Source organism: Cohnella caldifontis (assembly GCF_029360585.1).
Lineage (GTDB): Bacteria > Bacillota > Bacilli > Paenibacillales > Paenibacillaceae > Cohnella > Cohnella caldifontis.
The window spans coordinates 430,884-451,439 of sequence record NZ_JAQZSJ010000003.1 but is presented as its reverse complement, the minus strand read 5'-3'; the positions used below and the strand labels follow the sequence as shown (position 1 = coordinate 451,439).

Below are 20,556 nucleotides of genomic sequence, written 5' to 3'. Positions count from 1 at the left end.
GATCTATAATGGCTGGTTCCCAAAACGTTAGCGCCTTAGCTTTACTTCGCGACCTGCACCTTTTCCCCGTCCGCGAGTTGGTTCTGGCCGGATACGATCAGCTTCTCCCCGGCCTTAACGCCGGACAGGATCTCTTGGTTCAACTCGTTAAGCCGGCCCAGTTCGACTTTGCGTTTCTCCGCCTTGTCGCCGTTCAGCACGTACACGAAATTTTCCGAGCCTTCCCGGACGATGCTGAGCGTCGGCACGGCGACGACCTGTTCCTCCGCCTCTTCCGTCAGCCGTACTTGTACCTTCATGCCTGGCTTCAGCGACATGTCCGCATTGCCCACGGACAAGTTCAATTCATACGCGTTCGTCTGCGAGTCGATCACATTGGCGAGATAAGTGATTTTCCCGGTGTACATCTTCTCGCTGCCCGGCACATAGAACCGCAGTTCTTTCTTGCCCCGTACGAGTTCGGCCGATTGCGCCGAGAGCAGGGCCTTGATCTTGATCGGATCGATCTGCTGGATCTGGCCGATGCCGAACCCCGGACTGACCGTCATGCCGGCCTGAACGTTCATCTCGGTCAGGACGCCGTCGATCGGCGCCTTGATTTGATGGTTGGCCAGCGACCGTTCGGACAGTTCGACGGAGAGCTCCGAGGACTTCACTTGCATTTCCAGTCCGGTTACGGACGATTCCTTGAGCAGGTCCAACTCGGTTTTGGCATTGTCATAGGCGTTCTGCGCCTGGTCCAACTCCGTCTTGCCGACCAGCCCCTGATCGTAATCGTTCTTCGTTTTGTTCAAGTTCTTGGTCGCTTGGGAGAGTGCCTGCTCCACTTTCTTGACGTTCAGCTCCCATTGCTTGCGGCCCGAGTCGAGCGACTGCTGCGCGCTCTCGAGGGAAAGCCGCGCTTGTTCCTGTTGAAGCAGCGCATCCGTATCGTCCAGCGACACGAGCACGTCGCCCTTGGCGACCTTGGAGCCGCGCTCCTTCAGCACCTCCCGGACGTCCGCGCTGGCTTTGGAGACGACGTTCACCTGCGCCGACGCCAACACGTCGGCGACTTGTTCCCGCGGCTCGGAAATTTGCACTTTGCCGATATCCGCCACTTTCACCGTCTTCACGGCGGCCGCCGCGGTACTCGTAGGCTCCGCGCCCTGGCCCGCCTGGGCCGAGCAGCCGGCGACAAGCGCGACGCTGACCACCAGGGCCGCCGCGCCCCCCCACGTTCGAGTCTTCTTCTTCATTTCTCCTAGCTCCTTTGCGAAAGATAGGTGAGAGTTTGCCAAACAAACTCCCGATTATCGGATTTATCCTGCGATCGGCTGGGCTTCCGCTTCAACGGCTTCATTCTTCTTCCTGCGGAACAAACGTCCCATCCTCGATTTGAATTTATAGATCGATTCGTAGATGATCGGCACGACGACCAGCGTCAGCAGCGTCGAGGTGATCAGACCGCCGATGACGACGACGGCCAAACCTTTGGAGATCAGGGTGCCTTCCGACATCCCCAGAGCCAGCGGCATAAGCGCGAAAATCGTTGCGCCCGCCGTCATGATGATCGGGCGAAGCCGGTTCACGCCGGCTTCCACGAGCGCATCCCGTACGGAGAGCCCTTCTTCCCGAAGCTGCTGCACCCGGTCGATCAGCACGATCGCGTTGGTTACGACGATCCCGATCAGCATGAGGAACCCGATCAAAGACGTGACGTTGACGGATTCTCCGGTCACCAGCAGGCCAATGAGCCCGCCGATGACGGCCAGCGGCAGCGAGAACAGAATGGCGAACGGCGCGCTGGCGTTGCCGAATGCGAGCACCATGATCAAGTATACGATGAAGATGGATGCCGCCATCGCCGCGAACATCTGGCTGAACCCGCTCTGAATGTCGTCGGACACGCCGGCTACATCGCGGCTTACGCCGCTTGGCAGCTCCAATTGGTCCAGCGCGGCGGATACTTTGGCGCTGACCCCGCCTTTGTCCCGGCTTTCGATCTTCGCGGATACATTCACGACCTGCTGCTGCTTCTCGCGGGCGATCGATACCGGCGATTCGATATGGCGCACGTCCGCGATGTCGGCCAGCCGAATCGTCAGCCCCGCCGGCGTCTGAAGAGGAATATTCTCCAGCGCGGCGAGAGAATCCTTGTCGGCCGGATCCATTTCGATCGTCGTCTTGTACATCACGTTGTCGAACTTGAGGTCGCCGAGGTCTTGCTTGCCGATCCATTCGGCGACCGACCCCAGCACTTGGCCCGTGCTCATGGCGTATTGCCGTGCTTTGACCTGGTCGACGAGCACCTCGACCTCCATCTTCGATTCGCCCAGCGAATCTTTGATGTCGCTCAGTTCGGGGAATTTCTTCATCGCTTCCTGGACGGTGGCTGCGGCTTGCTTCAGCAGCAGCAGATCGTCGCCTCTCAGCGAGTAAGTGAAGTCCACTCCCGAGCCCCCCTCTCCGCCGAACGAAATGAGCGATCCGTTCGCCTTCGATTTCTGGGGCAACAAATACAGGATTTTATCCTGGTATTCCTTTAGCACCGCTTTGGCGTCCGACTCTTCGTTCACCTCGGTGAACAAGGTCGAGCGGTATGGCACGGCATCTTCGGAAAATTCATAGGCCACGAGGGACTCCACGTAGGTGAATTGGGGATTCCCTTTCGCGTCCTTGGCTTCCATGAGCATGGTCTCGATTTCTTTCATCTTGGCGTTCATGGCTTCCTTGGAGGTTTCCTTCGGCATCTCGATCTGATAATACAACTGCTTGTCGGCTTCGCTCGCCGGCAGGAACTCCATCGCGAGATGAGGCACGATCAATACGATGGACAGGATAAAAAGAATTCCGGCGAGCAGCAACGTCTTGATTCGATGGTTGAGGGATGCGGTTAAGATCTTCTTATAACGGGCGGCGAATTTGCCGATGTGGTTCTCGTCGTGCTGCGGGATTTTGCGGCTCCGCATCACGAGCAGTTTCGCCAGCATCGGAATGACGGTCAGCGCGACCAACAGCGACGCCATGAGCGCGCAGACAAGGGTCAGGGCGAACGGCCGGAACACCTCGCCGACCGTGCCGCTGACGAAAGCGATCGGAGCGAACACGCCGACGGTCGTCAACGTGGACGACGTAATGGCTGCCGCGACTTGCTTGGTCGCCAGTACGATGACCGACTCTTTGCGTTCCTGCGCTTTGGCAAGCTGAGTGTAGATGTTCTCGATGACGACGATACTGTCGTCCACGACGCGGCCGACCGCGATCGCCATGCCGCCTAGCGTCATGATGTTAAGCGAAATGCCGAGCGGCGCCATGAAGAGCAGCGTCATCAAAATGGACAGCGGGATGGAAATCAGCACGATCACCGTCATGCGCACGTTGCGCAGGAACAGCAGGATCATGAGGGAGGCGAGCAACGCGCCCATGCCGCCTTCCTTCACCATGCCGTTGACCGATTGCTTGATACCGTCGGCGTCGGCGTAGATGTCGTGGAAAGCGACGCCGGGCATCGTTTTCTCCCAGTCTTTCAGCATCTTCCTCACGGCGCCGCCGAATTCGACCGCGTTGGCGTCGCTCGTCTTGTATAGATGGATCCCGATCGCGGATTTCCCGTCCAACCGGGCGTAAAACGGCGATTCGCTGATCGACTCGACCTTGGCGATCTGCCGGAGTTCGATGGACTCCCCGCGCGGCGTGCCGATGAGCATGCGGTCGAGATTATAGACCGCGTTCATCTCCCCCGTCACCCGAACCATTTCCGTATTGCCGTTAAAATCGACCGATCCGGCCGGGCTGGAGGTCAGGTTCGATTGGATGGCCGCGACGACCTGGGACGGTGACAACCCGAAATTCACGAGCGCTCCAGCGTCCAGACGGATTTTGAGCGTCGCTTCCTGGTTGCCGATCGAATCGATGTGATCGATGCCGTTTACGGAATTGAGCCCGGGCTCGATGACATCCTTATAAAGCTTGTCGAGCTCGGTCTGGTTCATGCCGTCTTTGCCGTACACCGCCGTGTAATAGACCGGCTGCGAGGCAAACCCGAACGTCATGGCGCGCGGTTTCTCCGCGCTGCTCGGCAGCTTGACGTTCGCGATCAAGCTTTCGATGTCCTGCTTGGCTTTCTCCGGGTCCTTACCCTGGTTCAGCTCCACGATGATCGTGGAGAAGTTGTCGCTCGACGTGGAGGTCAGGTTTTTGAGCCCTTTCAGGTTGGCCAAGGATTTCTCCAGCGGCTTGGTGACCTGGTCCAAGACGTCCTGCGGAGGCGCCTTGTACGTGGTACTGACCATGACGACCGGAAACGAAATGTCCGGCATGCTCTCTACTTTCAGCGTCCCCGCCGAGTAGAGGCCCCCGAAGAATAGCAGCACCATCAGGATGAATACGGCCGCCACGTTCTTCATCGAGAAATGCGTGAGCTTGATCATGAAACGTTCCTCTCTCCTCTATGACTTTCCACTCCTAACCACTCGGTTCCCATTCTAATAGAAAAATCATCCAAGGTAAAACCACCCGGCGGCGGAATCCGCCCTGGACCAAAGTCGGGGGAACCGCGAAGGCACTAGCACAATTTAACATTCCAATGTGAACGGAAAATGAACATTATGCCCAGATCAAACAAAAAACGGCTCCTTTGCACGACTGCCGCTAAGCAGAATGCAAAGGAACCGTATCCCTCTCGGATGATTCCGTTATGTATCGGAATATTACAGCGTCACCCAGCCGTATTTGATCGAATTGATGACGGCCTGCGTGCGGTCGTCGACCTCCATCTTCTGGAGGATGCTGCTGACGTGGTTTTTGACCGTTTTCTCGCTAATGAAGAGATTTTCGCCGATCGTCTTGTTGCTCTTGCCCTCCGCCATCAGGCGAAGCACCTCGGCTTCCCTGCGGGTAAGCGGATTGTTGCCGCGCGGCACGAACTTGGTCACGGTCTCGCGGCTCGCCGCGGCGCCCGAAGTGGCGCCGATCTCGTCCAGATAGGTCATCCGGCGCAGCTGGTTGATCAGCTTGCCCGTCACCTTCGGATGGATATAGGCATGTCCCTCGGCGACGGTCCGGATCGCGTTGATGAGCGATTCCGCCTCCATGTCCTTAAGCAGATAGCCCGACGCGCCTTTGCGCAGGGTTTCGAAGACATAGCTCTCGTCATCGTGGATGGACAGGATAATCACTTTGATATCCGGGAAAATGTCCCGAAGGCGCTCGGTCGCCACCACTCCGTTCTCGGTCGGCATGTTGATGTCGAGCAGCACGACGTCGGGTTTGATCCGGTTGCAAAATTCCAGCACCTGGATGCCGTCCCCGCACTCCCCGATCACCTCGAGATCCGACTCCATGTTCAGGATCCGTTTCAGGCCTTCCCGGAACAGCTGGTGATCGTCGGCCAGCAGCACCTTGATTTTGCGATCGGCCGTCTTACTTTCCATGTTCGCCTATCTCCTTTCCCGGCTCCGCGCCTAGGGGAACCAGTATTTTGATTTTGGTCCCTTCTCCTACCGACGATTCGATATCGATCTTGCCTTGCAGCAATTCCACGCGTTCCCTCATCCCGACCAGGCCGAACTGCGAGTGGACCTTCGCTTTCGATTCGACCTGTTCCACCGAGAAGCCGATCCCGTTGTCCGCGATCATGAGCTGTACGGCATCTTCCTGAAAAATCATTTCCAGCGATACGAACGTCGGCTCGGCATGCTTGAGCGCGTTGTTGAACGCCTCCTGGACCAGGCGGAACATGGCCGGCTCCATCGCGGGGGGCAGCCGCTTCTCCTTGCCAGACGTCTCGAACACCGCGCGGATGCGGGTTTTCTCTTCGAAATCCTGCACGAATTTGCGAAGCGTCGGCACCAGCCCGAGGTCGTCGAGCGCCATCGGCCTGAGGTTGAAAATGACTTTGCGGATCTCTTCCAGCCCCAGCCGAACCTGCGTCTTGAGATCGCCGAGCTCGCTGCGGATCATTTGGAGATCATGCGTTTCCAGCATCCGCTCCGCGATTTCCGTACGCAAAATCAAGTTGGCGAGCGACTGGGCGGGCCCGTCGTGGATTTCGCGGGCGATCCGTTTGCGTTCTTCTTCCTGCGCCAGAATGATCTTCAGCCCGATCATCTGGCGGTTCTTGGCGGATTCGAGAATCCGCGTCACTTGGTTCAAGTCGCCCGAGAGGTAGTCGAGCACGACGTTCATCTGCAGCCCGATCGTTTCGGCGCGTTCGATGGAAAGCTCCACGGCTTTGACGCGGCCTTGCAATTCGTCCCGCCTCGACCGCAGGTAGTTTTCCTTCTCGCGGCTGACCATCAGGTCCAGCTGAATCTGGGTGGCTTTCTCGTACGCGGATTTGATATCCGTCTCGGAGTAGCGGACAAAATCCCGGCTCACTTCCGTCAAGCGAATGCGGGCCAGCCGATACTCCCGCTCCAGCTTGTCCACCTTCTCGATCGCCTGGGTCGCCTCGGCGAGCACCTTCTCCAATTCCTTGTGGAGAGTAGTCAGTTCCCGTCTGGCCGCCTCGGCGATTTCGAACACTTGGACCTTGCTGTCTTCCATGACGGAAATGGCGTTCTGGATGACTTTGTCGATCTGCTCCACTCGATAATCCACGCTCTCGACCCCTCTGGCAGCCTCTATTCATCATAACATATTTCTACTATTCGTCGAGCCGCCGAGCGGCGCTGGAAAAAAGATTAGTGAATTGTAATGGTCTTCGTTTTGTTCTCCCAATCGACCTTCTGGCCGAGCTGCTCGGAGACGACGCGGACCGGCACGTACGTGCTGTTGTTCTTCAAAATGGGCGCGGCGAGCACCTTCTGGCGCACCCCGTTCACCGTCACCTCGGAACGGCCGACCCACAGCTCCAGCATCGTGTCCCCGCGAAGCACGGTCACCCGCTTCTCTTTGTTGTCCCAGAAGATTTCCGCCCCCAGCGTCTCGGTCACGAAGCGCAGCGGCAAATAGTTGACATTGTCGATCATGAACGGAGCGGCCGGCAGCTTGGCCGATTTGCCGTTGATCGTCGCGGTCGATTTGCCGACCTTCATCACGATCGTGGGTTTCGCCGCGGCGAAAGGCTTAGGCGGATATTGCAGCTTGAGGTTGTCGAACGCGACCTCGCCCTGCAGCGCCCGCTCGTCCTGATCCTGTTCCAGGTTCACGACGTAAAGCTTGGTGAGCTTGCCCGGCCCTTTGAACCCGGCTCCGGCCAAGTCGACGCGGATCGTCTTCCATCCGGCCCAATCGATCTGGCGCGCCAGGTCGACCAGCACCTGCTTGCCCGCCGAGTCCTTGAACTCGGCCCGCAGGTAGTTCATGCTGGAATCGCCCAGCACGTCCAGCGTCATCGCGCTCGGACTGCCGTCGATCGGTACGCCTCCGCCCGCCTCGTTCAGGTTCGCGTAGGCGAACCGGCTTCCGGTGCCGTTCGTGAAGTCGTAGGTGAGATCCAGCACCTGCGAGTTTTCATGCCCCGGGACGTCGCCCAGCATGCTCACCGTGCCCGCCGTCTCGGCCGGCAAACCGCTGAAGGTGATCGCGTACGACGGTTTTTCGAACGTCTCCAGCGTCTTTTCCGTTCCGGGCGCCAGGATGGCCGCCGTGCCGAAGCCGTCGTACCGCGCGATCGCGAAGCCCGCCTTCGCCCCGTCCTCGACGGTCTCGACCGTCAGCTTCCCGTCTTTCGCGGATGCCGTGAAACCTTTGAATTCCCATTGGATGGAGGAAGCCGGCACCGTGAGCTCCCGGCCGTCCTTGAGCCGGGCTTTGACCGGAACCGAGATGACGGAGCCCGGCGCAAGCAGCGTCGTGCTCGGATCGATCGTCAGCCGTTCGATCTGATCCTGGCCGACGACTTCTACGTCCATCGTATCGGACGCGATGCCCGCTTTGACCGTGAGGGTCGCCTTGCCGGGCTTCTGGGCCGTCAGTTTCCCGTCCTGGAACGTTCCGACCGAATTGTTGATGCTCCATTCGGGGGTAAATCCGGTAGGATCGATCGGGTTGTAGTAGGTGTCGTACCCTTTGATCGCGTACGAGGCTTCCTGTCCGACGAACAGGGTCGCGGGCCCGCTGGCCGTGATGCCCTTGATGTCGCCTTTGGGCGCGTTCGTGTAGACCCCGATGCCGTTCGAGATGAGACGCTGGGTCGTGCCATAGAAGGTGGGATGGGCCAGCGTGACGGACGTTTCCCCGAGCGGCCGCGCCACCATCGTCGTCGACCCGCCGCCGTCCAGGTTCACCGCTTTCCAGACGCCCAGCTTGACCAGCATCTCCTGCAGCGTCTTCAGCGTCACTCCTTGATGGCCGCCGGTCTCCTCGACCGTGATCAAGTACGCCGTGCTGCCGTCTTTGGAATAACCGACGGCCGTCCGGGCTCGGGCGGCGGACCCGCTCACCCCGCTGATGCTGCGGGAGAAGGCGGCGGCTTTGCCTTGATCCAGCAAAATCGTATGCCCGCCGATCAACATCTGGAACGATGCGGGATCGTAGGATTGGCCGGTCGTCAGCGATTTCAGGCTGTATTGGGCGGACACCGGGGTGCCGACGGGCAGGTTGTCGGTGATGAACTTGGCCGCCGTGCCATGGCCTCTTAACACGTAGCCGTTCGCCGGCACGGGGGTGACGATCTCCTTGTCGACGGAAATTTCCTGCACGACCCCGTCCACGACGAGCGCTTCGGTCGGCTTGGTGCCGGTACCCGCCGGGCGTTCGGACGCCGTCCACGCGTTCGTGTAGATATAAAGCGCGTTGACGTGGCTGTTCGCTTTGTCGGGATCGGCGTAAAACAGCGATTTGTTGATGCCCGCGAGCGGGAACGTGAGACCCGTGCCGGTCGTTACGGCGCCTTCGAACGAGAAGTTGTCGATGACCGGCTTGCGATCCTTCGTGACGGCGAACGCGTACATGCCGTCCAATTTGGACGTGCTGACCAGGAGCTGGCCGGATACGATCTCCGCCCCGATCGGCGCGCCGTCCCCGGACGTGTTGAAGACGTCCCCGTTGATGCCGGCGACGGCTTGCGTTTCCTTGGCCATGGCGGAAACGGATTGGCGGGCCGTTACGCTTCCGTTTTTGCCGATCATCGTGTTGAGCGTTACGTAGGGGTTATTCAAGTCGACTTGGATGACGTGCATGATTTCGGTCGATTTGGAGGCGTTCGAAGGAACCCATGAGTAGGTCACGTGTTTGACTCCGGCCGTGACCATCGTTTCGCTGTTTTTCACCAGTTTGTACGTCACGGCCGCGGCGGCATGAGCCGACGGAACCAGAAGCTGGGGAGCTTGCATAGGGATGGAGAACACGAGCATCCCGGCGATAAGCGGAAGGACGACTTTGGGGGCGATTCCGTTGCGGGTGCGTGGGGACGATACGGCATGGGCGGGCGTTGAGGCGCCCGCCTGTTCCGGACGACGGACGTTGCGGTTTCTCGTATGGCGCATTCCTATCTCCTATTTGTCTATAGAATTTAGGAGAGAGCCTGGCCGGCTCTCTATGATCCTAAATTAATAGACTCCCGGAGAACGAAAAAGTTACAGGGGAAATGGGACGGATTGCAGAAGGAATCGAAGATTGGGTCTTCGGACGGAGGGGCAGGGACCATAGGAGGAGTGCTTAAGTAAGGGACAGGCCTTCCTTCTCGCTTCGGGTCAAGCGGGCTGCCGCCAGCCGGTAGGATTGCTCCAGCATGGCGGCGATCTCTCTGTCCGGAACTGTGCCGTCCAGCACCACGGTATTCCAATGCTTCTTGTTCATATGGTAGCCCGGCAGCACGGCGTTCGGATATTGTTGGCGGAGCAGCCATGCCTCTTCCGGATCGGCTTTCAGGTTCACGCTCTCCGACTCGCCGGTGCGACCCAGCAAGGCGAACATTTTGCTGCCGACGAACAGCACGGGCAAGTGCGGGTCGAAGGGATGCTTCAGGGCGACGCCAGGCCATTGCAGGCAGCGTTCGATAATCGCTTGGTGGTCGATCGGCATGCTCGGGAGACCTCCAATGTCAGTATTGCGGTTGGTTGGAGCCGAGGTCGGTGATTTTGTTTTCGGCCAAGTACCATTTGTCCAGAACATTCTTCTTGAGCTTCAACCAGTAACGTTTGAAATTCCAATTTTCCAAGGCCAGAACATTGTATTCGTCATTGGGCAATGCGTCAATGACAAAAACGTTTGGTACGGTATAATAGTCCATCTGCGGATTCAGCGGATCTTTATAGCCTAAAGCCTTGTACATCTCCGGTAACAAATCAATAAAATCCTGAATGACATCAAGCTTATCTTGATTAGTTTCCCCAATAATTAATTTGTCATAAACATAGGAGAAAACAGGTTTCTCCGTCATGGCTTTTGCTAGTTCAGAGTCGGAAACGTACAATTCTTTTGTCCTCGTTTCCAGTGCCAAGTGCAAACCGCTTGTATTGATTTGCAGCTTCTGTATATCACTTACACGGTAGTAAGTTGTTTTGTAATCGGAAGTCACGACGGATAACACCGGCACTTCAATGCCCCGATAGGAGGCTTTGAAGCCTTGGGGCTGGAGCATCGTAATCGAGGAATAATTCGGATTTACGGGGACCGTCGAGTCCTTCGTGACGATCGGATTGACGTAAATCCCTTTGTTCGCCTCGTTCCACCGTACGTCCGCTCCAAGGATGGAACCGACTTTGGCAATCGGAAGATAGCTGGAGTTGTTATATACGAGAACCGGACCGACGTCCGCCTTCTTCCCGTCTACGAAAACCTGGTAGTCCCTGCGCAGAAACGCTTCGACTTTCTCCATGTTCGCGGCCCCGAAAGCTGCACCCGAACCGAATCCTATTGTCAGAAGCGCAATCACCGCCAAGATTTTTCTCGCTTTCACTGGAAGCACCTCCCTCCCCATACTAGCATGTTTTGGAAGATTGGAGAATAAAAAAGCACCGGCTCGAATCGAGTCGATGCTTTAGTCCTATATATCCAGACAGGTAATAGATTTTACTGCTGCGCCTGCTGTCTCAGCGCTTCGACTTTATCCAAGCGCTCCCACGGGAGGTTCAGATCCGTACGCCCGAAATGTCCGTATGCCGCAGTCTGTGCATAGATCGGACGGCGCAGGTCGAGCATCTTGATGATGCCGGCCGGGCGCAGGTCGAAATTGTTCTCGATCAGGCGGACAAGGGTTTCGTCGCTGACTTTGCCGGTACCGTAAGTATCCACGTTAATGGATACCGGACGGGCGACGCCGATGGCGTAAGCAAGTTGAATTTCGCACTTGTCGGCTAAGCCGGCAGCTACGATATTTTTCGCCACGTAACGGGCTGCGTATGCCGCAGAACGGTCGACCTTCGTCGGATCCTTGCCGGAGAATGCACCGCCTCCATGACGGGCATAACCGCCGTACGTGTCGACGATGATCTTGCGGCCGGTCAGGCCGGCGTCGCCTTGTGGTCCGCCGATAACGAAACGGCCGGTCGGGTTGATGAAATATTTGGTGTTCGCATTCAGCCATTCCGAAGGAACGACAGGCTTGATGACATGTTCGCGAATATCGCGGTCGATTTGCTCGGAGCTGACGTCCTCCGAGTGTTGAGTCGAAATCACGATCGTATCGACGCCCACCGGTTTACCGTCCTGATATTCGATCGTAACTTGAGTTTTCCCGTCTGGACGAAGATAATTCAGGGTTCCGTTTTTTCGGACCTCTGCCAAACGACGGGACAGGCGGTGCGCCAGCGCGATTGGAAGCGGCATGTATTCCGGTGTTTCATTCGATGCAAACCCGAACATCAAGCCTTGGTCGCCGGCCCCGATATCCGCGTTCTCTTCGCGGACGTTGGCTCCGTCCCGGCTCTCCAGAGCGGCGTTGACGCCTTGTGCGATGTCAGGCGATTGCTCGTTCAGCGAAGTCAACACTGCGCAGGTGCTGCTGTCGAAGCCGTACTTCGCCCGCGTATAGCCGATATTCTTGATCGTACGGCGGACGATCGCCGGAATATCCACGTAATCCGCCTTGCTGCTGATTTCACCGATGACGAGCACGAGACCGGTAGCTACCGAGACTTCGCACGCCACGCGGGCATAAGGATCTACCTCAAGAAACGCGTCCAATACCGCGTCGGAAATTTGGTCGCAAATTTTATCCGGATGGCCTTCCGTGACCGATTCGGACGTGAAGAGATGCCGTCCCTTGTTCGACAAAGTCTTCAACCTCCATATAAAAAAATGAACCTTTTCCGCTTGGAAAAGGTTGTTAGACAAACCTTCGAATCAAATAATAACGGAAATGTCGAGGGGTGTCAATGGACGAAGAAGCCTAGAACGGCGCGGTTAAACGATGGTATTCTGCGCCGTTTGCTCCGCTTGCTCGACCAACCTTTTCGTGATATATCCGCCGAGCGAGCCGGCTTCGCGCGCCGTCAAATAGCCGAGGTATCCTTGACCGCCCGCCCCTCCGGTGCTGCCCAGTTCTCCGGCCATTTCCGAATCGAATCCAGCGCCGGAGCCGCCGATCGGCACCCCCAGCGTGCTTGCGGCTTCGAATTTGAGCTGTTGGATCGCCGGATCGCACTCCGGCACCAGCTTGCGGTTTCTGCTGCTAGGCATTGCTGAAGCACCTCCTTGGTTGATGACGGGCTTAGTATGTGCTCAGCTGTCCAGACCAAGGCGTATGAGTTATTGGTTACCGGGGAAGAATGTACTAATCTTTATCCAGGAAATTCCGGTTGCCATCCCCTTCGGTGAATTCTATTGCAAAACCGCGGACAAACTAATCCATGCAAAGACCGCTATTTACCATATGCATACGCTCACCATTCCGGACTTCTGCGGTTTGCCAAAATTCGCTATAATACAGGGAGTCGACTTCCCAATGTCGGCGCCATCCCGGCTGACCGAGGTGCCTGCATGTTTTTCTACTCGCCGAACTTCCTGATTTTCTTCTTAGTCCTGCTTCTCCCTTATCTTTGGTTGCGAAAACAGCGTCTCTGGTTGCTGGCGGCCGCCAACGCCATTTTTTACGTTGCCCACCCGGAAGGCTTCTTGGTTTTATTCCTCGCCGCAGCGGTGTTGACTTTCGTTATCGTACACCTCATGACGATTCCAAGGTGGCGCTGGTTATTCTGGGTCGGGATCGTGCTGAACGTCCTCAATCTCGCGTTTTTCAAATATACGTTGTTCGTTCTTGATAACCTGAAGCTGTGGACCGGTTTCCATTTCGCAGCCGCGGATTCCATCGCTGCTTCCATCGTTTTGCCGCTTGGCATTTCGTTTTACACGTTCGAGTTCATTTCCTATTTGATTGACGTCCGCAGAGGACATTCTCAGCCTACCCGCTCGTTCCTGAAGTTCTGGGTGTTCGTCTCGATGTTTCCCCATCTCATTGCCGGCCCGATCATGCGGGGCGATGAGTTGATCCCCCAGTTGGACAAGCTTTCCGACAAGAAAATCACGTGGGATGACATCCGTTACGGCGTGTATTTGTTTATTATCGGCATGATCAAGAAAATCATCATCGCCGACCAGTTGTCCCCAGTCGTAAAGGAGTTTTTCGACAAAGGCTCCCATCTAACGGGCACGGAATCTTGGATGGCGGCGTATACCTTCAGCTTTTATATTTATAATGACTTCTCCGCCTACTCGGACATGGCCATCGGACTGGGAATCATGATGGGCGTCCGGTTTGCGGACAACTTCAAATCCCCTTATCTCAGCAGCAATCCGAGCGAGTTTTGGCGAAGGTGGCACATCACGCTATCCCGCTGGATCCGCGATTATATTTACATAGGCCTTGGCGGCAACCGCAAAGGCCCATTTCGTCTATACCTGAATCTGATGATCGCCATGCTGATCTCCGGACTATGGCACGGTGCCATGTGGACGTTCGTCATCTGGGGAGGCATTCACGGCTTGCTTCAAGTCATCCATCGTCTATCTTTGGGGTTAAACCGTTTTCGATGGATCGCGGCTGTCCGCGAAAGCTTGGTGTACCGTATTTTGGCGATTTTCGTATTTTTCAACGTGGTCAGCTGGACCTGGGTCTTCTTCCACGCCTCCAGCATCGATATGGCACTGGATATGACCTGGAAAATGCTCCATGCCCATGCGGACAACGTCGTCCGGCACCCGACTTTCCCGCTCGTCTTGTTGCTGTTCTTGGTGCACGTCGCCGAGTATTTGCTGCGCAAGCATGAAAGCTCCATTGGCCAAGTTTGGCGGCACGTTCCGTTCCCCTTGCGGAGCTCCGCCTATTTGCTGATTACTTTGACCTTGATCTACTACCTGCAAGGGGGTAACTATGCGTTTATCTACTTCCAATTCTAAAACGAAGCGCCTGCGGTTGAGCTTAGGGTTTCTGGGGTTTCTGGTAATGTTCGCGGCGGTTGAAATCTACGTGTTTCGGGATTTGTCCTTTTACGGCATGGAATACCGTTCGTCAGTAGGACAGTTGGAGGAGTTGGAGTATTCCTTTCAACACTCCCGTCCTGAGGGGATTCGAACCGCGATTTTCGGGGATTCCCAGAGCAAAGATGCCTTGCGTCCCGAATTGCTTGCCCAGACGGCTAAGTTGGATCCCTCCAGCATTTTTAACTTTAGTGTCTCAGGAGCCAAAGCTTATGACATTTACCAGACCTACCTGAAATACGTCGATCGGCTTCCGAATCTTAAGGAAGCCATCATCGTCGTGAACGAACATCAGCTGAATTCCTACAACATCTCGAACGATCCGATTTTCAGATATTATGCGGGATTGCAAGACAGGATTCAGGCGTTAAACAAAGACAATTACGGGGAATTGCTGCTGGGGTGGGTATCGAAAGGGTTCGATATGCGGTCGATTTGGACCAAGATCGTGCAGTCTTGCTTCAAAGGCACGCTGCCTAAGCCGCTGTCATCCGTATGGAAGCCGGGCGGCATTCGGGCGGAAACGATGATGGAACCGAACGGACTGACGCTTGAATACGCTCAGGATACTGCCTCCCGATGGTTCGATCATTACACTTTGCGCGGACTGCAGACGGATTCTTTTGAAGCGCTGCTGCGTGATCTCCGCGAGCGCGGCGTACGGGTGGTTGTGCTTCAGATCCCGCGGTCCAGCTTGTTCGAACAGGCCGTGAAACAGAAGTACGCGGCTCAGCAACGGGATTACTTTGATCAAATCTCTTCGATCGCCCGTGAATTCGGAGTTGAATTTCATGTCATGACCAACGAAGGGCTCACTCTCAAGGACCATTTCCGAGATACCAATCACGTGCAGCCTAAAGGTGCGATTATCGTCAGCAGAGAAGTTGCGTTACAGTGGTTAATGTAAGATGCCGGAGTAAGCAAAGGAGGCCGAGACCCTTAGTCTCGACCTCCTTTGCTTTTCCAAGATAGTTCATTTCAATTCATAACCGCCGCGCACCAGTACGATCAGTTCCTGCTTCGTCTTCGGATCCTGCTTAACCCCTCGTCCATCCTTAGGGAATAAGAGCAAATGATTATTGTTCACCGGTTTCCCGGGAGCGATATCCAGTCCGTCCGTTAAATCCGACAGGCCGTTCGTATCCGAACTCACCGCGATCGCTTTGCCGGTCCGCACGATCAATTCTCCGCCAGCCTTGACGTAGATGGTCTTGTCCGAGGGAACCACCACGATCTCCAGCGCCATGGAATTGCTACCGTTGCCGCTCCCGCTTGCTGAACTGGCCCCCCCGTTCCGCGTGATCTCCGCGATTTTCTGGTCCACATAACTTTTGGTTACGATCGGATCGTCAGACGATCCCGGTGTCTTCTGTGAAGAATCCGCTTGGACTGAGCTATTCAATGCGAACAAACCGACAACGCCTGACAGGACGACCCCCGCAGCAGCCACAAGCCATCTTTTCGATTTCGACAAGCCGCATCTCTCCCAATCTGACAATTTCTATGTTTGTTTGACGCTAAGGGAGAAGGGAAAGTTGCGAAAGGATTTTGGAATAAGATATAGAGTTTAGCAGCCTGTCCTCGGCCTAAATATTTTGCAGTGCTGTTCAACATCATCCCAAGAGGTAAATATTCGTTCTATATCCTCCTCAACAAGCTGTGATCCACTTTGGACTTCAATAATTTCCAAATCAGTAGATGCTTTTATACCGTGTATGGACCCAAGTGGAATTTCCAGCACATCACCCGACTGAACTGAATGGATTTCACCATTAAAAGCAAATAATCCACTGCCTTTAATTATGGTCCATATCTCTTTTCGAGCATTATGTTTTTGATAACTTAAATTTTTCCCTTCCAAGATACAAATTCTTTTGGTTAGTACTTCGTGTTCATCATATTTCGTGTAATCGAGAACTTTATACCATCCCCAGCGACGTTCTTCAAACATTGGACGCTGGCTAAAACCGTTAAGCACATCTTTAAGCCTAGGACTCGAAGCTTTGTCTGTTACAAGTATGCCATCTGGGCTAGCGGCTACCACCGCATCTTTAATACCCACTACGGTTACCGGAATATCTAACTCATTAATTAAGTGAGTATTCGTCGAATCCTCGCTAATAATACCCTTACCAATTTGTTTTATGCCCATTTCTTCCGTGAGGGTATTCCATGTACCAAGATCTTTCCAGTCCCCTGTGTAGGAAAGTACATTTATTTTTTTTGCTTTTTCTACGACCGCATAGTCAAAGCTTGTCTTATCCAATTGATTATATTGTTCTTGCAATTCTTCATAGTGAGTTGGGAAACCCTTGTTTTTTAATAGAGAGATCATAAATTCAAGTCTAAAAGCAAATACTCCGCAATTCCATAAAGCGTCTTGATTGATTAATTCCTGTGCTTCACTTTCCGTTGGCTTCTCTTTAAAATGGCTGACATGCAGACAATCCTGTTGTTGATTTAACGTTGCCTGTGGAACGATATATCCGTACTTTTCCGATGGATAGGTAGGTTTGACGCCCATTAAAACTAGTTCTGCATCCGTTTCTTTTACAATGCTTTCTAGACGCTTAATTTTTTCGAAATATTCAATTCCAACATAGGGATCGACGGGCAGTACCACTATCACATCATCTAGACGAACGCCTTTTATTGAAAAAAGAAAGGTGGAGGCTAACGCAATAGCAGGAAAAGTATCTCGCCGCTCAGGCTCGATAATTAATGGAACATGATCTCCTAATTGACTATGAATAATATCCGCCTGTGACTTACTGGTTGCAATAACCGTTGATTGGTGTAATTGAACTTTTTGCAACTGACCCCAGACTCGTTGAACCATAGACTCCAAAATCTCATTGTTATTTAACACTTTTAGAAACTGTTTAGATCTAGAGTCATTTGATAATGGCCAAAGGCGTTTTCCCGATCCTCCAGACAACAATATCAGTTCCATTTGGCTGTCCTCCACGGTAACAAAACTTAGACCCCAACAAAACAAGAGAAGTAGGATTATTATACCTACTTCTACGCATCAATAGGTGTTTAAGCATATAATGAAAGATACTCCACAACATTGGAAGTATCATTTTTAAATTCCATTAATTTAACGTCGTCAATATAGTCATTAGCTCTTTCCATCAGCTCTAATATATTTAATTCAGCTAATTCTTCTTCTCGAATTGATACGGCCAATTTATTCTTTCGCAAGTTCTCGATTAAATACGTATCCTCGAAAACACCGGGCCTTTCGATTAGCACCAACTTCTTGTGAGCGATCAGAGTTTCCGCGATTGTACCCCAACCTGCTTTTGAGATTACGAGTTCACAAGCACCTATATAGTTCTGTGTGTCGGTAACCCATGACGGTAATTGAATCAACCTTCCATCGGTGGTTATGTTCATACGATTCGTGGTGAAGACGCAATTATCGTAATTCTTGAGCCGTATGTTTAATCTAGCCGATTTTCCGCATGTAATAAATATACTTTGACCAAAACGCTGCTTGTATTCTTCTATTATTTGTGTATCCAATTTTCTTGATATTAGATCTACATCGTGAATAGTCATATTTGCGGTGGGAAATGGCAATGCCAATTGATACTTGATGAATACGTCAACTTTAGAATAGGCGTTTTCGAAAAAGTTGATTATATCCCTACTTATATTTAAATACTTATACTGTTCTACCCAAGTAAAATTTGAAATCCCAATGCATTTAATTTCTAAACTAGATGCTACAAACGGACCGATCGGGGAAATATCGCAAATAATATAACGCGGTCGAAGTCTTAGTAATGATTCAACTTCTTGCTTCACAAGTTCGTCCATTGAATCAATAAATTGACGAGCCTTAACTTCCAGACGAAATATATCGATCTGCAAACTATCTTTTTTATTTGTTAATCCAACATCGCTTTTTAAACTTTTAAATACTATTCGTTGTGAATACTGAGCTAAATAAATTCTTGCATAAGCGATCTGTTGTTCACCAGATGCAATATAAATATTAAAACTAAATCTAGCTAGAAGTTCTTCAATTATCGCCAAACATCTATTTATATGACCAAATCCATGATCAGAAATATAAAATGCAATATTGGCATCCTCAGTACTATTTAACATGAGTTAGGAACCATTCATATGTTTTTTTAATGCCGTCTTCAAGTTCGGTCTTGTATTCCCAACCAGCTTCTTTTAGGCGAGTTACATCCATCAATTTCTGTGGCATGCCATCTGGTTTCGTAATGTCAAATCTGATCTCACCTTCATATCCGACCACTTTCTTCACCAAACCCGAGAGTTCCCTAATAGATACATCTTTACCTGTTCCAACATTAAAGAAGTCATTCCCGGAATAAGACTCGAATAGAAAAACGCACGCGTCAGCCAAGTCTTCGTTGAACATCAGTTCCCTTCGAGCGTTCCCCGTGCCCCAGACCTCAATAAAATCTCGATTTTGCTGTTTTGCTTCGTGGAATTTTCTTATCAACCCAGCTACCACATGAGAATTTTGAGGATCGAAATTATCCCCGTAACCATACAAATTACATGGCATAACACTTATGAAATCCGTGCCATATTGTTGATTATACATCTGGCACAATTTTAAACCTGCAATCTTAGCAATTGCATATCCTTCGTTCGTCGGTTCCAATTTCCCCTCAAGTAAGTAGTCTTCTTTCATAGGCTGAGGTGATAATCTCGGATATACACAGGATGACGCCAAAAAGAGTAACTTTTTAACGTTATATTGATATGAAAAATGTATTACATTGTTTTGTATGGCTAAATTGTCATATAAGAATTCAGCAGGTCGACTAATATTAGCTGCGATCCCACCTACTTTTGCAGCCGATAGAATCACATAATCCGGTTTTTCATGGCGAAAATACCGTTCCACGGCTGCCTGGTCTCTTAAATCCAATACTTTGGAGCTTAATCCAATAATATTTTCGTAACCTCTTCTGCGAAACTCTTTCTCAATAGAAGATCCAACCATCCCATTTCGACCAGCTATATAAATCTTTGAAGATTTTTCAATCATGTAATACTCCTTTTAATACTTCGATTAGAGAATCAATTTCTTTCTTATTACTTTTACTATGATTGCCTACAAAAAAACCATTCTCGTGAATGATATCTGCATTTTCTAGGTCCCCATATATTGAATAATCGAGATATTTTACTGCAATGTTTTTCGTGAAGTTACCGGCCACAATGGGTCTTACTTCAATATGGTTATCTTTCAAGGCCTTCACGACATTTTTACGAAGATTTACGTCACAAGAATCCAAAACCATGCCAAAACCAAACCATGAAGACTGCTCGGTTTCCTTTTGTGGTGTTATATGGTTAACTTCCTTGATTCTTTCCAAAAAGTAATTAGCATTTTGCCTTCTTTGTTCGATGATTGCATCGAACTTTTTTAATTGTTCTTTTCCGATCGCACCCTCCAACTCAATTGGTCGCAGATTGTATCCTGGAATAATAAAGTTAAAGCTTTCATAAAACTCATCTTCGTTTTTCTTATATATTTTACTGTCCGATGGCAGGTTTCTCGTCCACCCATGTGCTCTGATGCTTAATAAATAGTGATATAGTTCTTCATCATCGGTAACAGTAACTCCACCTTCCATGGTACATAAATGGTGAGAGTAGAAGGTGGAATATGTCCCCAAAAGTCCGATCGTACCTAATTGTTTGCCCCTGTACACGCCTCCCAAGGCTTCACAGTTATCTTCGATTAAAAATAAGTTATGTTTCTCGCAGATCTCCAAAATCTTTTCATACTCGCAAGGGTTACCTAACAGATTTACTGCGAATATAGCTCTTGTATTTTTCGTTACTGCATCTTCTATTTTTGAAACATCAATGTTATACGTAGTTCTATCAATGTCAACGAATCTTAATTTTAAGTTATATTGGGCTACAGGAAAATACGTTGTACTCCAAGAAACCGCCGGAACAAGCACTTCATCCCCCGGAGAAAGTTTGCCGGAGTAGACCAAGGCAGCAATCGCAAGCAAATTTGCTGAAGACCCGGAGTTTGACATAACCGCATATTTGCTTCCAACTTTTTGGGCAAATTGTTTTTCATAGTCCGCTACTTCTTGCCCCATACTGTACCGGTTTGACTTTATCACTCGATTTATTGCTTCAATTTCTTCACTAGACCATGTATCGTCAGATAGTTTATACTCGATCACCTAT

General features: G+C 52.1%; 16 protein-coding genes. 2 read left to right on the top strand and 14 right to left on the bottom strand.

Features of this window, described 5'->3' with window-relative positions:
• Positions 1-41: 41 nt before the first annotated feature.
• From PTZ19_RS07840 to PTZ19_RS07800, 9 genes are all read right to left on the bottom strand, one after another.
• The gene (locus tag PTZ19_RS07840) at positions 42-1,238 is read right to left on the bottom strand and encodes an efflux RND transporter periplasmic adaptor subunit (protein WP_276353575.1); all 1,197 of its coding nucleotides are present in this window, start codon (positions 1,236-1,238) and stop codon (positions 42-44) included.
• 63 nt (positions 1,239-1,301) lie between these two features.
• On the bottom strand, positions 1,302-4,412 hold the full coding sequence (locus tag PTZ19_RS07835) for an efflux RND transporter permease subunit (RefSeq protein ID WP_276353574.1): 3,111 nt from the start codon (positions 4,410-4,412) through the stop codon (positions 1,302-1,304).
• Positions 4,413-4,691: 279 nt separating this feature from the next.
• On the bottom strand, positions 4,692-5,414 hold the full coding sequence (locus PTZ19_RS07830; protein ID WP_276353573.1) for a response regulator: 723 nt from the start codon (positions 5,412-5,414) through the stop codon (positions 4,692-4,694).
• Entirely contained in the window at positions 5,404-6,582 is a 1,179-nt protein-coding gene (locus PTZ19_RS07825; RefSeq protein ID WP_276353572.1) for a sensor histidine kinase, read from the bottom strand. The genes PTZ19_RS07830 and PTZ19_RS07825 overlap by 11 nt, the downstream gene beginning before the upstream one ends.
• 83 nt (positions 6,583-6,665) lie before the next feature.
• Positions 6,666-9,413 carry a stalk domain-containing protein gene (locus tag PTZ19_RS07820; RefSeq protein WP_276353571.1) on the bottom strand — a complete coding sequence of 916 codons (2,748 nt, stop codon included), beginning with the start codon at positions 9,411-9,413 and terminating at the stop codon, positions 6,666-6,668.
• A 172-nt stretch (positions 9,414-9,585) separates the two neighbouring features.
• Positions 9,586-9,951: an MmcQ/YjbR family DNA-binding protein gene (locus tag PTZ19_RS07815; RefSeq protein ID WP_339329311.1), complete on the bottom strand. Its 366-nt coding sequence runs from the start codon at positions 9,949-9,951 to the stop codon at positions 9,586-9,588.
• Between the two features lie 19 nt (positions 9,952-9,970).
• Positions 9,971-10,828, bottom strand: coding sequence for a hypothetical protein (locus PTZ19_RS07810; protein ID WP_276353570.1), 858 nt, complete (start codon positions 10,826-10,828; stop codon positions 9,971-9,973).
• Between the two features lie 113 nt (positions 10,829-10,941).
• A complete protein-coding gene (metK, locus tag PTZ19_RS07805; protein WP_276353569.1) occupies positions 10,942-12,144 on the bottom strand; it encodes a methionine adenosyltransferase in 1,203 nt (400 codons plus the stop codon).
• 129 nt (positions 12,145-12,273) lie between these two features.
• Positions 12,274-12,549: an alpha/beta-type small acid-soluble spore protein gene (locus PTZ19_RS07800; protein ID WP_276353568.1), complete on the bottom strand. Its 276-nt coding sequence runs from the start codon at positions 12,547-12,549 to the stop codon at positions 12,274-12,276.
• A gap of 300 nt (positions 12,550-12,849) precedes the next feature.
• On the opposite strand from PTZ19_RS07800, the gene PTZ19_RS07795 reads away from it, so the two are divergent.
• Complete coding sequence (locus PTZ19_RS07795) at positions 12,850-14,265, top strand: MBOAT family O-acyltransferase (protein WP_276353567.1); 1,416 nt, start codon at positions 12,850-12,852, stop codon at positions 14,263-14,265.
• Entirely contained in the window at positions 14,240-15,253 is a 1,014-nt protein-coding gene (locus PTZ19_RS07790; RefSeq protein ID WP_276353565.1) for a hypothetical protein, read from the top strand. The genes PTZ19_RS07795 and PTZ19_RS07790 overlap by 26 nt, the downstream gene beginning before the upstream one ends.
• 66 nt (positions 15,254-15,319) lie before the next feature.
• Here the strand turns inward: PTZ19_RS07790 and PTZ19_RS07785 are convergent, their stop codons facing one another.
• The 5 genes from PTZ19_RS07785 to PTZ19_RS07765 form a co-directional block, all read right to left on the bottom strand.
• The gene (locus tag PTZ19_RS07785; RefSeq protein ID WP_276353564.1) at positions 15,320-15,820 is read right to left on the bottom strand and encodes a hypothetical protein; all 501 of its coding nucleotides are present in this window, start codon (positions 15,818-15,820) and stop codon (positions 15,320-15,322) included.
• Between the two features lie 93 nt (positions 15,821-15,913).
• Positions 15,914-17,299: a sugar phosphate nucleotidyltransferase gene (locus PTZ19_RS07780; protein WP_276353563.1), complete on the bottom strand. Its 1,386-nt coding sequence runs from the start codon at positions 17,297-17,299 to the stop codon at positions 15,914-15,916.
• A gap of 89 nt (positions 17,300-17,388) precedes the next feature.
• Positions 17,389-18,468 carry a glycosyltransferase gene (locus PTZ19_RS07775; protein WP_276353562.1) on the bottom strand — a complete coding sequence of 360 codons (1,080 nt, stop codon included), beginning with the start codon at positions 18,466-18,468 and terminating at the stop codon, positions 17,389-17,391.
• Complete coding sequence (locus PTZ19_RS07770) at positions 18,458-19,387, bottom strand: GDP-L-fucose synthase family protein (protein ID WP_276353703.1); 930 nt, start codon at positions 19,385-19,387, stop codon at positions 18,458-18,460. Before PTZ19_RS07770 ends, PTZ19_RS07775 begins: the two co-directional genes overlap by 11 nt.
• Complete coding sequence (locus PTZ19_RS07765) at positions 19,383-20,552, bottom strand: DegT/DnrJ/EryC1/StrS family aminotransferase (protein WP_276353560.1); 1,170 nt, start codon at positions 20,550-20,552, stop codon at positions 19,383-19,385. Before PTZ19_RS07765 ends, PTZ19_RS07770 begins: the two co-directional genes overlap by 5 nt.
• Between the last annotated feature and the right edge of the window lie 4 nt (positions 20,553-20,556).